Source organism: Amycolatopsis sp. NPDC051061 (assembly GCF_040682935.1).
GTDB lineage: Bacteria > Actinomycetota > Actinomycetes > Mycobacteriales > Pseudonocardiaceae > Amycolatopsis.
This window is the reverse complement of the sequence record NZ_JBFBBZ010000009.1, coordinates 157,607-170,488: the sequence shown is the minus strand read 5'-3', so window position 1 is coordinate 170,488 and position 12,882 is coordinate 157,607. Positions and strand designations below refer to the sequence as shown.

Annotated in this window: 15 protein-coding genes; 8 read left to right on the top strand and 7 right to left on the bottom strand. The window is 69.2% G+C overall.

The features are described 5' to 3' along the window. The first annotated feature begins 111 nt into the window (after positions 1 to 111). Positions 112 to 603, top strand: a complete 492-nt coding sequence (locus tag AB0N03_RS14880; RefSeq protein ID WP_284747809.1) for a YajQ family cyclic di-GMP-binding protein — start codon at positions 112 to 114, stop codon at positions 601 to 603. A 31-nt stretch (positions 604 to 634) separates the two neighbouring features. On the opposite strand, the gene AB0N03_RS14875 is transcribed toward AB0N03_RS14880, so the two are convergent. Continuing rightward, positions 635 to 808, bottom strand: a complete 174-nt coding sequence (locus tag AB0N03_RS14875; RefSeq protein WP_364370816.1) for a hypothetical protein — start codon at positions 806 to 808, stop codon at positions 635 to 637. A gap of 12 nt (positions 809 to 820) precedes the next feature. Here AB0N03_RS14875 and AB0N03_RS14870 point away from each other — a divergent pair, with 12 nt between their 5' ends. Together AB0N03_RS14870 and AB0N03_RS14865 are read left to right on the top strand one after the other, a co-directional pair. Next, positions 821 to 1,213: a UTRA domain-containing protein gene (locus AB0N03_RS14870; protein ID WP_364370814.1), complete on the top strand. Its 393-nt coding sequence runs from the start codon at positions 821 to 823 to the stop codon at positions 1,211 to 1,213. Between the two features lie 70 nt (positions 1,214 to 1,283). After that, positions 1,284 to 1,682, top strand: a complete 399-nt coding sequence (locus tag AB0N03_RS14865) for an HIT family protein (protein ID WP_364370811.1) — start codon at positions 1,284 to 1,286, stop codon at positions 1,680 to 1,682. A 430-nt stretch (positions 1,683 to 2,112) separates the two neighbouring features. Here the strand turns inward: AB0N03_RS14865 and AB0N03_RS14860 are convergent, their stop codons facing one another. After that, positions 2,113 to 2,499 carry a hypothetical protein gene (locus AB0N03_RS14860; protein ID WP_364370809.1) on the bottom strand — a complete coding sequence of 129 codons (387 nt, stop codon included), beginning with the start codon at positions 2,497 to 2,499 and terminating at the stop codon, positions 2,113 to 2,115. 242 nt (positions 2,500 to 2,741) lie between these two features. Beyond that, positions 2,742 to 3,272, bottom strand: a complete 531-nt coding sequence (locus tag AB0N03_RS14855; RefSeq protein ID WP_364370806.1) for a hypothetical protein — start codon at positions 3,270 to 3,272, stop codon at positions 2,742 to 2,744. 336 nt (positions 3,273 to 3,608) lie between these two features. On the opposite strand from AB0N03_RS14855, the gene AB0N03_RS14850 reads away from it, so the two are divergent. Together AB0N03_RS14850 and rfbA are read left to right on the top strand one after the other, a co-directional pair. Further along, on the top strand, positions 3,609 to 4,745 hold the full coding sequence (locus AB0N03_RS14850) for a sialidase family protein (RefSeq protein ID WP_364370803.1): 1,137 nt from the start codon (positions 3,609 to 3,611) through the stop codon (positions 4,743 to 4,745). Between the two features lie 58 nt (positions 4,746 to 4,803). Continuing rightward, positions 4,804 to 5,685 (top strand): glucose-1-phosphate thymidylyltransferase RfbA, encoded by an 882-nt coding sequence (gene rfbA, locus AB0N03_RS14845; protein ID WP_364370800.1) that lies wholly within the window; start codon positions 4,804 to 4,806, stop codon positions 5,683 to 5,685. Here the strand turns inward: rfbA and AB0N03_RS14840 are convergent. The 3 genes from AB0N03_RS14840 to htpX form a co-directional block, all read right to left on the bottom strand. Next, positions 5,682 to 6,992 carry an NtaA/DmoA family FMN-dependent monooxygenase gene (locus AB0N03_RS14840; protein WP_364370797.1) on the bottom strand — a complete coding sequence of 437 codons (1,311 nt, stop codon included), beginning with the start codon at positions 6,990 to 6,992 and terminating at the stop codon, positions 5,682 to 5,684. The genes rfbA and AB0N03_RS14840 overlap by 4 nt on opposite strands. Before the next feature lies 1 nt (position 6,993). Further along, on the bottom strand, positions 6,994 to 8,088 hold the full coding sequence (locus tag AB0N03_RS14835; protein ID WP_364370794.1) for an LLM class flavin-dependent oxidoreductase: 1,095 nt from the start codon (positions 8,086 to 8,088) through the stop codon (positions 6,994 to 6,996). 66 nt (positions 8,089 to 8,154) lie between these two features. Then, entirely contained in the window at positions 8,155 to 9,006 is an 852-nt protein-coding gene (gene htpX, locus AB0N03_RS14830) for a zinc metalloprotease HtpX (RefSeq protein ID WP_364370791.1), read from the bottom strand. Between the two features lie 134 nt (positions 9,007 to 9,140). Between htpX and AB0N03_RS14825 the strand changes: the two genes are divergently transcribed. Both AB0N03_RS14825 and AB0N03_RS14820 read left to right on the top strand, forming a co-directional pair. After that, positions 9,141 to 10,109, top strand: coding sequence for a YncE family protein (locus AB0N03_RS14825; RefSeq protein WP_364370788.1), 969 nt, complete (start codon positions 9,141 to 9,143; stop codon positions 10,107 to 10,109). A 40-nt stretch (positions 10,110 to 10,149) separates the two neighbouring features. Beyond that, positions 10,150 to 11,025 (top strand): LLM class F420-dependent oxidoreductase, encoded by an 876-nt coding sequence (locus AB0N03_RS14820; protein WP_364370785.1) that lies wholly within the window; start codon positions 10,150 to 10,152, stop codon positions 11,023 to 11,025. A gap of 55 nt (positions 11,026 to 11,080) precedes the next feature. Here the strand turns inward: AB0N03_RS14820 and AB0N03_RS14815 are convergent, their stop codons facing one another. Further along, on the bottom strand, positions 11,081 to 11,449 hold the full coding sequence (locus tag AB0N03_RS14815; RefSeq protein ID WP_364370782.1) for a YrdB family protein: 369 nt from the start codon (positions 11,447 to 11,449) through the stop codon (positions 11,081 to 11,083). A gap of 200 nt (positions 11,450 to 11,649) precedes the next feature. On the opposite strand from AB0N03_RS14815, the gene AB0N03_RS14810 reads away from it, so the two are divergent. Further along, complete coding sequence (locus tag AB0N03_RS14810; RefSeq protein WP_364370779.1) at positions 11,650 to 12,882, top strand: class I SAM-dependent methyltransferase; 1,233 nt, start codon at positions 11,650 to 11,652, stop codon at positions 12,880 to 12,882.

The window sequence follows — 12,882 nt, the reverse complement described above, 5'->3', positions numbered from 1 at the left end:
GTCGCACCGGCCGGAAAGAAGCTTACCCAACGGCTCCCGGTGGGGGTCAACCGGGATACCCGGGGCTAGGGTGGGTGGCCCCTGACAAGCGAGTACGAGGTGTGAGGACACGTGGCGGATCCCTCTTTCGACGTCGTGAGCAAGGTCGACCGCCAGGAGGTGGACAACGCGCTGAACCAGGCAAGCAAGGAGCTCGGCACGCGCTTCGACTTCCGCGGCACGGGCACGACGATCAACTGGTCCGGCGAGGAGGCGATCGCGATCGAGTCCGAGACGGAGGAGCGCGCGCTGGCCGCGGTCGAGGTGTTCAAGGAGAAGCTGATCAAGCGCAGCATCTCGTTGAAGGCCTTCGAAGCCGACGAGCCGGCCCTCTCGGGCAAGATCTACAAGCTCAGCGGCAAGATCATCCAGGGCATCGCGTCGGACAAGGCGAAGCAGATCGCCAAGTTCATCCGCGACGAAGGCCCGAAGGGCGTCCAGGCCCAGATCCAGGGTGACCAGCTGCGGGTGTCGGGCAAGAAGAAGGACCAGCTGCAGGACGTCATCGCGTTGCTGAAGGGCAAGGACTTCGAGATCGCGCTGCAGTTCACCAACTACCGGTGACAAACCCTCGTTGACCTGCGGGTATCTGGTTTCAGGTGCCCGTGGGTACAACGTCGGTACAACCGAGCGCGGAGTCGACGAGCGTCCGCGTCTGGTCCACGGCGTCCGGCCAGTAGCCGACGTAGGTGTTGAGCGTCACCGTGGGCGTGGTGTGGCCCATCGCGAGCTGAACGGTCTTGACGTTCGCTCCGCCGAAGATCAGCACGGTGGCGAAGTAGTGCCCGCCGCCTCGTCCGGCGATGAGGTGGTGGTACGTCGTCGCTTGCAGTTCCTCGACGAAGAGCCGGTCGTGGTCTCCGCGAGCTACTACCCGCTGTGGCTTGCAGCAGACATCCGCCTCGAATCTCCCGACGCACTGCCGGAAGGACCGGACGAGCTGATCGAGTCGCTCGGGCACACGTTCTTCCGAGGAGCCGAGGTGTTCAGTGCGCTCATGCCGACCCCGGAGGAGACGGAGCTGCTCAACCTCCACGCGGGGGTGCCGGTCATGCACATGTGGGACGTCGACTACGACAAGGACGGCAGGCCATTGCAGGCCGCTCACGACGTCTACGCGGGCGACAAGCACGAGTTCATCTACGAATGGAACGAAGGCGACATTCAGCCATGACGAGCGAGTGCCAGGCAACTGGGCGGACCGGATCAGCGGCCAAGCCTGTGAGATGTGCCAGTCGAAGCGCTTGGACGAAGACACCTACGGGATCCGGATCTTCGAGACGGCCGATGTCGACGCCGTGCTCCAGCGAGCTGACATCCAGCGCGGGTACACGCTCGTGATCTGGCGCAGGCGTCACGTCGTCGAGCCGTTCGAGCTGAGCGACTCGGAGGCGCAGGCGTACTGGAAGGCGACGTTGACCGTGGCGAAGGCGCTGGCCACGTTCTACCGGCCGCTGAAGATGAACTACGAGACGCTGGGGAACACCGTCCCGCATCTCCACACGCACCTACTGCCGCGCTTCGTTGAGGACCCCGCTCCGGGGAGGCCGTTCCCGCTGCTGCCGCAGAGTGGCGACGAATCCCAGATCGACCCTGCGCAACTCGCCAGCGACGCCGCAGCGCTTCGGGCTCTCCTCAGTTGAGCCGCGGGCCGTGAGGCGGAGGCTTGGTGAGAACTTTCTCTACAGGATCAAGGGGGCCCCTCCGGGGCCGCTCGGCCCCAGCCCTTTGCGCCGGCAAAGCCCTCGCGGGGGCGTGCGGCCTGGCGGCCGGTCCCCCGCGAGTCGTCCGGGGCGAGTAGGCCGAAGGTTCGGGTAAGCCGCCGATCGGAGAAGAAGTGTCCTCGCCGGACGGGCAGGTCTCCGAGATGGCCGGCAGGGCTCGCACGTTGCGTCCGTGGGTGGCCAGACGGCATCTCGTCGACCTCCCGGAGGGCTATCACGCCGCGTCAAGGGGGCGGTTTCGGAGCTCAGTCACCGAGGCGCAGAGGTGCCCCCTTGACCCGGCATGATCGGGCTGCGCCAGGTCGACGAGATGCCAAGAGGCCACCCACTTGTAAGTGAGCCCGTCGCGCTAAGCGTTCGCATCGCCAGCTTCACGGAGGACGTGATCCCAGTCAGTGGCGCTGAGCCACGACTTCTCCATCAGGTGGGCAGTCCAGCCAATCAACTTGGCCGCCGTACCGATCCGCCCGATAGGAATCTCGTATGCATTCGCGTCCGGTTCCGGGTCGCATGCGAGATGGTGAGCCTGCCACGCCGCCGTGTCCGGCATCTTGGCCAACTCATCAAGCGACCATCTCGTCTTGTCTTTCTTGGCTTCCCATACTTCCTCAACCTGCGCGACGATCCGGAGATTGACCCAAATGTGTCCATCGGCCGTGATCCGCTCACCGCAGACCTGGCAGAAGGCTTCGACCTTCGCACCGTTGAGCTTGAGGATCGGTTTGGTCGTGGTCACTCGGGGGCCTCCTCTGTGTTCGCCTAGGCGGAAGGTCGCCGGACGGTCATCAAGTGTGACAGTAGCGCTCCTCCTGGGTACAAATCCGGTACAGATGGCACCAACCAGCGACGACCGACGACGACCGCCAACGGGCACAAACCCGCAGCTCAGAGCCCCATACCTCGCCATCACCCCAGGCAGGACGCAGTTCACCAACTACCGGTGACGCCGCCGCGGGCACCCGAACCTCGGGTGCCCGCTCAGGACGGCGTGATCGTCCAGCTCGCCTCGTAGCCCTCCACCTTGAGGTACGCCGGCCCGCGGACCTCCCGGTCCACCTCGACGTCGCCGACCTCGTTGACCAGCAGGTCGCTTAGGTCCTCCGACCGGAGCCACAGCGCCACGTTGCCGCGGGTCTTCGCCGTGAACCGGACGCGCGTGGCCCCCTCCGGGACACGCAGGATCGCGTCGCCCTTGCCTGAGGCCGTTGCGCCCGGCGAGGCCGTTGGCACGCTCCGGTAGTCCGCGATCGTCGCCGTCCAAGCCGCGTCCGCCAAGACCGTCACCTTCGTCGTCGGGCGGTCCGGTTCCGTGTTGAGCCACGTCGTGCCCTTGTACGCGCCGATCGCGTTGACCAGGCTGAACTCGCCGCCGTCGGTGCTGATGATCACGTTCGCCGAGCACTTCGGGCAGTCGAACGTGAAGAAGCCGAGCTGGTCCGCCGGCCACGTCACCGCGAACTGGCCTTCGCCCTTGCCCGTGTGCGTCTCGGTCGGAACATCCCGCGGCACCGGCGCAGCGGAAGAAGTAGGTGTAGGCACCTCGGCCGAGGTCGAACCGGAAGCTCCGACGATCGTCCCGAACCCCGTCGCGGGAGCAGGCGCGCACGCGCACGCCGACGCCAAGACCAAAACCAGCAAGCAGGCGAGCCGGAGTTTCATCGTTCCCCCTCGGGACCACCACCGGCCCCCACGTGATCTTTCGGTGCTCTTTGCCGGAGCGTTACGTAACCGGTCACCCGAAAGCGCACAGCAAACCCTCGAACGCGCGAATGCCCCGTGTGACTGTCCACGAAGGACCCGGCCCGCGTGCTGTAATCGCGCGGTCACCGTGTGGAGAGGGTCAAGATGCGCCGCTTGCTCGCCTTCGTGCTGTCACTCACCGTGATCGGGGCGACACTGACCCCCGCGAGCGCCGCCGAGCGCAAGCTGCTCCTGCCCGGCCTCGGCTCCTACGCGCGGCTGGTCCGGCTCGACCACTCGATCTTCGGCCGCGGGCACATCATCGCCGCGCTGACCAGCGAAGACGCCAGTGGCAAGTACACGCCCGTCCTGGAGAGCACTGACGAGGGCGAGACGTTCCAGCAGATCGGTGCCGTCCGCGACCCCGACGGCCGGTACGGCATGTGCTGCGGCACGCTCTACGAGCTGCCGCAGCGGGTCGGCCGCCTGCGCGCGGGCACCCTCCTCTGGGCCGCCTCCTACCGGCAGGACGCCGGGGCGCAGCGGCGCGTCGGGATCAAGGTCTGGGCCAGCAAGGACGGCGGCCACTCGTGGGCCTTCCTGTCCGAGGCCGCCCGCTCGCACAACATCGACGGCATCTGGGAGCCCGAGTTCACCGTCGACGCCGGCGGCACGCTCTGGCTCCACTTCGCCGACGAGACGCAGGCGCCGAAGTACGCGCAGGTCCTCAACCGCGTCGCCTCGACCGACGGCGTGCACTGGGGCACCAAGCAGCTCACCCTGGCCATCCCGCCGGACCGGGTCCGGCCCGGCATGCCGATCATCCGCAGGCTGCCCGACGGCCGCTACTACTTCGCCTACGAGATCTGCAACTTCCGCGACCGCTACTGCGACCCGTACTTCAAGATCTCCCCCGACGGCGCCAACTGGGGCAGCCCCACCGACCCCGGCACGCGCGTCGACACCGCGAACGGCAACTACTTCCAGCACGCGCAGACGATCACGCTCTTCCCCGGCGGCCCGAACGGCGTCCGGATCGTCATGGTCGGGCAGATCTACACCGACGCGAAGGGCCGGCCGCTGCCGCAGAACGGCCAGGTGCTGCTGGCGAACGACGACTTCGGCAGCGGTACCTGGTACGAGCTGCCCGCGCCGGTGCACATCACCGGCATCTACAACAACTTCTGCCCGAACTACTCCTCGACGCTGCTGCCGGTCGACGACGGCCGGAACGTGCTCGAGATCGCCACCGAGGACAACTCCGGCTGCAAGGCCTACTTCGGCAAGGGACCGGCTTTCTGATCCCGCCCGGCCCGTAGGGTGGGGCGGACTCAGCAGCCCGGTTCCGAGGAGGCAGTTCATGAAGGGCATCGTGCTGGCCGGAGGCAGCGGGACACGCCTGCACCCGATCACCCAGGCGGTGTCGAAGCAGCTGCTGCCGGTCTACGACAAACCGATGGTCTACTACCCGATCTCGGTGCTGATGCTGGCCGGGATCCGGGAGATCCTCGTCATCTCCACCCCCGCTGACCTGCCGATGTTCCGCAAGCTGCTCGGCAACGGCGACCAGTTCGGCGTCTCGTTCTCCTACGCCGAGCAGCCCAGCCCGAACGGTCTGGCCGAGGCCTTCGTCATCGGCGCGGACTTCATCGGCGGCGACGACGTGGCGCTCGTGCTCGGCGACAACATCTTCTACGGCCAGGGCTTCTCCGGCCGCCTGCAGACGGCCGTGAGCGAGCTCGACGGCTGCGTCTTGTTCGGCTACCCGGTGAAGGACCCCGAGCGCTACGGCGTCGGCGAGGTCGATGCGGGCGGCAAGCTGGTCTCCATCGAGGAGAAGCCGGCGAAGCCGCGCTCGAACAAGGCGATCACCGGGCTGTACTTCTACGACAACCAGGTCGTCGACATCGCCCGCGCGCTGACGCCGTCGGCGCGCGGCGAGCTCGAGATCACCGACGTCAACCTCACGTACGTGCGCCAGGACCGGGCGTCGCTGGTCGACCTCGGCCGCGGCTTCGCGTGGCTCGACACCGGCACGCACGACTCGCTGCTCGAAGCCGGCCAGTTCGTGCAGGTGCTGGAGCACCGCACCGGCGTGCGCATCGCGTGCCTCGAGGAGATCGCGCTGCGGATGGGCTTCATCGACGCTGACGAGTGCTACGCGCTGGGCGAGAAGCTGGCGAAGTCGGGCTACGGCGACTACGTGAAGGCAGTCGCCGCAGCCGCGGGAGCTTCGGCCTAGAACAGCTGCTCGCGCAGCGTCGGCCCGGTGTACTCGGTCCGGAACACACCACGTTCCTGCAGGTGGGGGACGACCTTCTCGACGAACTCGTCGAGCCCGCCCGGCGTCAGGTGCGGCACGAGAACGAACCCGTCGGCCGCGTCGGACTGGACGTAGGTGTCGATCGTCTCGGCCACCGTCGACGGCGTTCCGACGAACTGCTGGCGCGCGGTGGCTTCGATCACCAGCTCGCGGATGGACAGCTTCTTCTCCTCGGCGAGCGCCCGCCATTTGCGCGCGAGGGCCAGAGAGTCCTTCTCGTGCCGGACGCGACCCCAGGTCAGCGGCTCGGCGTCCGGGTCCGGATCGACCTCCGGCAGCGGCCCGTCGACGTCGTAGCCCGACAGGTCGCGGCTCCACACCTGCTCGAGGAACTGGATCGCGGTGGCCGGCCGGACCTGCTGGAGCCGGATCTCGCGGGCGTGCTCCTCGGCTTCGGCGTCGGTGTCGCCGAGGACGAACGTCGCGGCCGGCATGATCAGCAGCTCGCCGTACTCGCGGCCGTAGGCGGCCAGCCGGCGCTTGACGTCGTGGAAGAACGCCTGGCCGTCCTCGAGGGTGCCGTGCCGGCTGAAGATGACGTCGGCGGCCTTCGCGGCGAACTCGCGGCCTTCGTCGGAGTCGCCGGCCTGGATGACGATCGGCTGCCCCTGCGGGGTCCGCGGCAGCGTGAACTGCCCGTGGATGTCGAACTGCGGTCCACTGTGGACAAACTTGCCGGGGTCGCGGGCGAAGACGCCGTTCTCCTTGTCCCCCACCAGGGTGCCGGGCTGCCAGCTGTCCCACAGCTCACGCACGGTGGTCAGGAACTCTTCGGCGCGCGCATAGCGGTCCTCGCGCTTGAGGAAGCCACCGCGGCGGAAGTTCTGGCCGGTCCACGCGTCCGGGGACGTCACGACGTTCCACGCCGCGCGCCCGCCGGAGAGGTGGTCGATGCTCGCGACCTGGCGGGCGACCTCGTAGGGCTCGTTGAACGTCGAGGAGAGCGTCCCGGCCAGGCCGAGGTGCGTGGTGACGGCGGACAGCGCGGCCAGCACGGTGGTCGTGTTGGGCCGCCCGACGACGTCGGAGTCGAGGATCTTGCCGGCGTGCTCGCGCAGCCGCAGGCCCTCGGCCAGGAAGAGGAAGTCGAACTTGCCGCGTTCGGCGGTGCGGGCGAAGTGCTCGAAGGAGGCGAAGTCGATCTGACTGCCCGACGCGGGGTCGCTCCACACCGTCGTGTTGTTGACGCCGGGGAAGTGCGCGGCGAGCTTGATCTGCTTGGTCATCTCAGGCTCCCGGGGTGACGGCGTAGGCGTTGACGGCCCGGCCGAGGCCGAGGTGCTCGCGCAGGGTCGTGCCGCGGTAGCGGTCCCGGAACGCGCCGGCCGCGCGCAGCGCCGGGAGCACCTCGCCGGCGAGCAGGTCGAGGTCGTCGGGCAGGACGGCGGGTCGCAGGTGGAACCCGGCGACGCCGGTCTCGGCGGCCCAGCGGGGCAGCTCGGCGGCCAGCTGCGCGGGAGTGCCGGCGAACGACAGCCCGGCGGGTTCGAACGGGACCAAGGCGTCCAGCTCGTGCTGCCGGTCACGGGCGCCCTGCTCGGTCTCGGCGAGCACGATCGACACCGTCGCGAGGACCTTCGCGCCGGGGAACCGGGCGGCTTCGGCGCGCACGGCGTCGAGGTGGTCCGCGCGGGTGATGACCAGGTCGGCGCCGACGGCGTGGGGCGAGTCGCCGTAGATCGCGGTCACGGGGTGGCCCTGCGGAGGCCGCGGGGTGATCGACGGGCCCTTCACGCTGAAGAACCGGCCGTCGAAGTCGACGTAGTGCAGCTTCTCCCGGTCGATGAACCGGCCGGACGCGGCGTCGCGGATGATCGCGCCGTCCTCCCAGCTGTCCCACAGCCGGGTGATGACGTCGAGGACCTCGGCGGTCTCGGCCTCCCCGTCCTGCGGTGAAGGAGCCGGGCGACGGCCGAAGTGCGCGGCCTCGGCCTCGGTCGACGACGGCACGGCGAGCACGCCGGCGCGGCCGCGGCTCGCGTGGTCCAGGGTCGCCACCGACGTCGAGATGTGGAACGGCTCGGTGTGGGTGGTGGTGACCGTCGGGACCAGGCCGATCCGGCTGGTCGCCGGCGCGAGGGCCGACAGCGTGAGCAGCGCGTCGAGCCGTCCGCGCACGACCTCTTCGCCGCCGGACTGCAGCGCCAGCGAGTCGTCGAGGGTGACGAAGTCGAGCGAAGCGGCTTCGGCCAGCTTCGCGTACCTCAGGTAGTGGCCGGAGGTGAACAGCGCGGCGGGCTCGGCCGCGGATATCCGCCAGGCGGCCGGGTGGTACCCGGCCCCGTCGATGGCGACGCCCAGGTGCAGCTCTGCGGAGACCATGCCGGGAAAACTCCGCCGGCGAGAAGTCGATTCCCGCTCCCACCAGTTGGGAAGGCCGAGCGGGGGTCAGAACTGGCGGCGGGCCATCTCCTCGAGCCGCGCGATGCGGTCGGCGATCGGCGGGTGCGTCGAGAACAGCTTGCTCAGGCCCTCGCCGGGGCGGAACGGGTTCGCGATCATCAGGTGCGACTGCGACACCAGCTGCGGCTCGGCGACCAGCGGCCGCGCCCGCGTGCCGGCCTCCAGCTTCCGCAACGCCGAGGCCAGGCCCAGCGGGTCGCCGGTCAGCTCCGCGCCGGACGCGTCGGCCTGGAACTCCCGCGAGCGGCTCACGCCCATCCGGATGACGGCGGCCGCGATCGGCCCGACGAAGATCAGCATCAGGCTGACCAGCGGGCTGCCGTCGCGGTTGTTGCCGCCGAAGAACAGGGCGATGTTCGCGAGCACGCTGATCACGCTGGCCAGCGCGCCGGCGACGCACGAAATCAGGATGTCGCGGTTGTAGACGTGGGACAGCTCGTGCCCGAGCACGGCCCGCAGCTCGCGCTCGTCGAGCAGGTCGAGGATGCCGGTGGTGCAGCAGACGGCCGCGTGGCGCGGGCTGCGGCCGGTCGCGAACGCGTTGGGCGCGACGGTCGGGCTGAGGTAGAGCTGCGGCATCGGCTGGCGGGCGACGTGCGCGAGCTCGCGCACGATCCGGTACATCGCGGGCTGCTCGACCTCGGACACCGGCCGCGCCCGCATCGCGCGCAGCGCCAGCTTGTCCGAGCTGAAGTACGCGAAAGCGTTCATCCCGAGGGCGAGGACCAGGCCGATGACCAGGGCACCCCGGCCGAACAGGCCGCTGATCGCGATGATGATCGCGGACAGCAGGCCGAGCAGCATCGCCGTCTTCAGTCCGTTCTGGTGCCCGTGCATTCGCGCTCGCCTCCGTCCGCTCGTTCCCGGTTGTTACCCACAGGAAACAACGCGATCGGGGGACGCGAAGTTCCTTCACGTGGCGCTCGCGCGGGCTAGGCTCGACGGCGAGTTGATCACGAGCGGAGGCGCCGGTGCGAGGTCGCCCGATAGGCCGGAGGGCTCTGTTCGCCCTGGTCACGGCGGGCGCCGGGGCCGTGGCCCTGCCGGGGGCCGCGCGGGCGCAGGACGTCCGGTCGATCGAGCTCGGCGGAGCGCCCACCGCGGTCGCCGTGAATCCCGTCACCGGGCTCGCGTACGTCACGGATCCCGAGGCCGGGACGCTCTCGGTCATCGACCCGCGCGGCGCCGCGGTCGAGGCGGTGCTCCGCGTCGGGGGCGCCCCCGGCGACGTCGCGGTCGACGCGAAGGCCGGCCGGATCTACGTCGCGAACCCGCCGTCCGGCACGGTCGTGGTGCTGGACGGCCGCACCCACGACCTGGTGAGCGTGATCGGCGCGGGCGCCGGCGCGTCCGCGCTGGCCGTGGACGAGCGAGCCAACCGCGTCTACGCCGTCAGCGGCGGCACCGGCATGCTCGCCGTGCTCGACGGCGTCAGCTGCACGCTCGCCGCGCTCGTGCCGGGCCCGAAGCCGAGCCTCGGCGGGATCGCGGTCGACACCGGCCGCAAGCTGGCCTACTGCGCCAGCACCGGCACGGACTCGCTCGAGGTGTTCTCGATCGACAGCGGGAAGTTCGTCGCCAGCGTGAAGGTCGGGGCGCGGCCGACCGCCGTCGCGGTGCACGTCGAGAGCGGTTCGGTGTACGTGGCCAACTCCGGCATCCACCACATGTCCATTGTGGACGCGGCGACGCGCACCGAGCGCAAGACCGTGTTGCTGCGCAGTGAATCGTCCGCGCTGGCCGTGCACCAGGGCACGAACACCGTGTACACCAACGGCGGGCAGAACGGGCTGAGCCGGATCGACGGCGGGAGCGGGACGCTGACCGGCGAGCTGTCGCTGGGCGTCAACCCCGGCGGCGTCGCGGTCGACCAGCGCACGCGCACGGTGTTCGTCACGGATCCCTTGCACGGCAGGGTTTCCGTCGTCCGGGATTTCTGAGCACGCAGCTGGGGTAACTCCAGGTATACGGTCGGAGACTATGAAACTCGGACTGCAGATCCCCGACTTCACCTGGCCGAACGGGGCGTCCGCGCTGGGCGCCGACCTGGCCGCCGTCGTCCGCACCGCCGACCACGCGGGCTTCGACTCCATCGCCGTGATGGACCACTTCTTCCAGATCGGCGGGGTCGGCCCCGTCGAGAACGACATGCTCGAGGCGTACACGACCCTCGGCTTCATCGCCGCGCACACCGAGCGCGCCAAGCTGCTGACCGTCGTCACCGGCGTCCTCTACCGGCACCCGGGCCTGCTGGCCAAGGCGATCACGACGCTGGACGTGCTCTCCGGCGGCCGCGCGATCCTCGGCATCGGCGCGGGCTGGAACGAGGACGAGTCCCGCGGGCTCGGCTTCCCCTTCCCGCCGGTCGCGGAGCGCTTCGAGCTGCTGGAGGAGAACCTCCAGTACGTGCTGGGGATGTGGGCCGACGGCGATGAGCCGTTCAAGAGCAAGCACTTCGACGCGGCACGGCTGCTGAACGTGCCGCAGGCGCTCTCGGACCCGCGCCCGCCGATCATGATCGGCGGCGGTGGCGAGAAGAAGACGCTGCGGCTGGTCGCCAAGTACGCCGACCAGTGCAACCTCTTCAACAGCCTCGAGCTGGAGCACAAGCTCGACGTCCTCAAGCGGCACTGCGAGAACGAGGGCCGCGACTACGACACGATCACCAAGACCGTCTACCACATCCTCGACATCGGCGAGAACGGTGAGAAGACCGGCGAGCTGCTGAAGGAGCTGGAGCGGCTGCACGGGCTCGGCATCGACGTCGCCCTCGGCATGGTCCCGCACGTCCACAACCCGGCGGTGCTGGAGAAGTTCGGCACCGACGTCATCCCGGCCGCCGGCAAGATCGGCTGAGCAACTCCCGATCGGCACCTTGCCCGAGCCCTCTCCGCCATTCGGCGGGGAGGGTTCAGCCGTCTTTGGCGACCGCTCGGGTCAGCGCCGCGACGCCGATGCCGGCGACGGCCAGCACGACCCCCGCGATCAGCCAGCCGGCCAGCGCGAGCACCACGCCGGTCGCCGCGAACAGGGCGAACTCCACCAGGAAGCGGGCCGGTTCCGGGAGCCGGCGGCGGCCCCGCGGCGCGATGAACAGGCCCCAGATCGCGGCGGCCACCAGCGGCAGCAGGACCGCGTCGACGATCGCCAGCGTCACCCCGCTGCCGAGCTGGGTGCCGGCCAGCGCCAGCCCGCCCAGCAGGGCCAGCTCGGTCAGGAAGCGGATCGTCAGCACCACGCCCGCGACCCCGCTCAAGCGGGGACCCGTTTCCGAAGTCATCGGGCCAGCCTAGAACCTCGGTCCACTGTGGACGTTACGGGTCCGAGCGGGCACCGTCCGTGATCTCTGCCACATTCCCGCGATCCAGGTTGCGGTTCCGAATCGGTCCACGGCGCCGCCACGGCTCGCTGTAACGACGGTCCACCCCTGCTCGACGTGTTAAGCGCACATCGCGACCGCGAGCCAAGGAGCCTGGGTAGATGACCACATGTCGACTCTGCGGTTCGACAAACACGGCCAGCGTCGTGGACCTCGGGGCCACTCCCCCCTGTGAGCGATTCTTGACCGCCGAACAGCTCGACGAGCCGGAAGCCACGTTTCCGCTCCACCTCCTGGTGTGCACCGACTGCTGGCTCGCCCAGATCCCCCCGCTGATCGATCCTGACGACACCTTCACCGAGTACGCCTACTTCTCGTCGTTCTCGACGTCGTGGGTCGAGCACGCGAAGCGGTTCGTCGACGGGTCCGTCGAGCGGCTGGGACTCGGCGAGAAGTCGTTCGTCGTCGAGGTCGCCAGCAACGACGGCTACCTGCTCAAGCACGTCGTCGGGCACGGCATCCGGTGTCTGGGCGTCGAACCTTCGGTGAACGTCGGGCAGGCGGCGCGCGACGCCGGCGTGCCCACCCTGACCGCGTTCCTCTCCGAGGAAACCGGCCTGCAGGTGCGCGAGGAGCACGGCCCGGCCGACCTCGTCGCCGCCAACAACGTCTACGCGCACATCCCCGACGTCCTCGGCTTCACCAAGGGCCTGCGGGCACTGGTCGCCGACGACGGCTGGGTCTCCATCGAGGTCCAGCACCTGCTCACGCTGATCGAGAAGAACCAGTACGACACGATCTACCACGAGCACTTCCAGTACTACACGGTCGAATCCGCGCGCCGGGCCCTCGCGACCGGCGGCCTGACGGTCGTCGACGTCGAACTGGTGCCGACGCACGGCGGGTCGATCCGGCTCTGGGCGCGTCCCGACGAGGTGGCGGGCGAGCCCAGTGAGCGGATGACCGACGTGCTGGAGCAGGAGAAGGCCGCCGGGCTGCACGAGCTGTCCGGCTACACCGAGTTCGCCGAGCGCGTCACCCGCGTGCGGCTGGACCTGCTGAAGTTCCTCATCGAGGCGCGCAACGACGGGAAGACCGTCGTCGGCTACGGCGCCCCGGGCAAGGGAAACACCCTGCTGAACCACTGCGGCATCCGGACGGACCTGCTGCAGTACACGGTCGATCGCAACCCGTACAAGCACGGCCGGTTCACCCCGGGCACCCGGATCCCGGTGCTGCCCCCGGAGCGGATCGAAGCCGACCGGCCCGACTACGTGCTCGTCCTCCCGTGGAACCTCCGGGAGGAACTGACCGAACAGCTGTCGTTCGTGGGTGCCTGGGGCGGAAAGCTCGTGTTCCCCATTCCCCGCCTGGAAATCGTCGAGGTGTCTTGA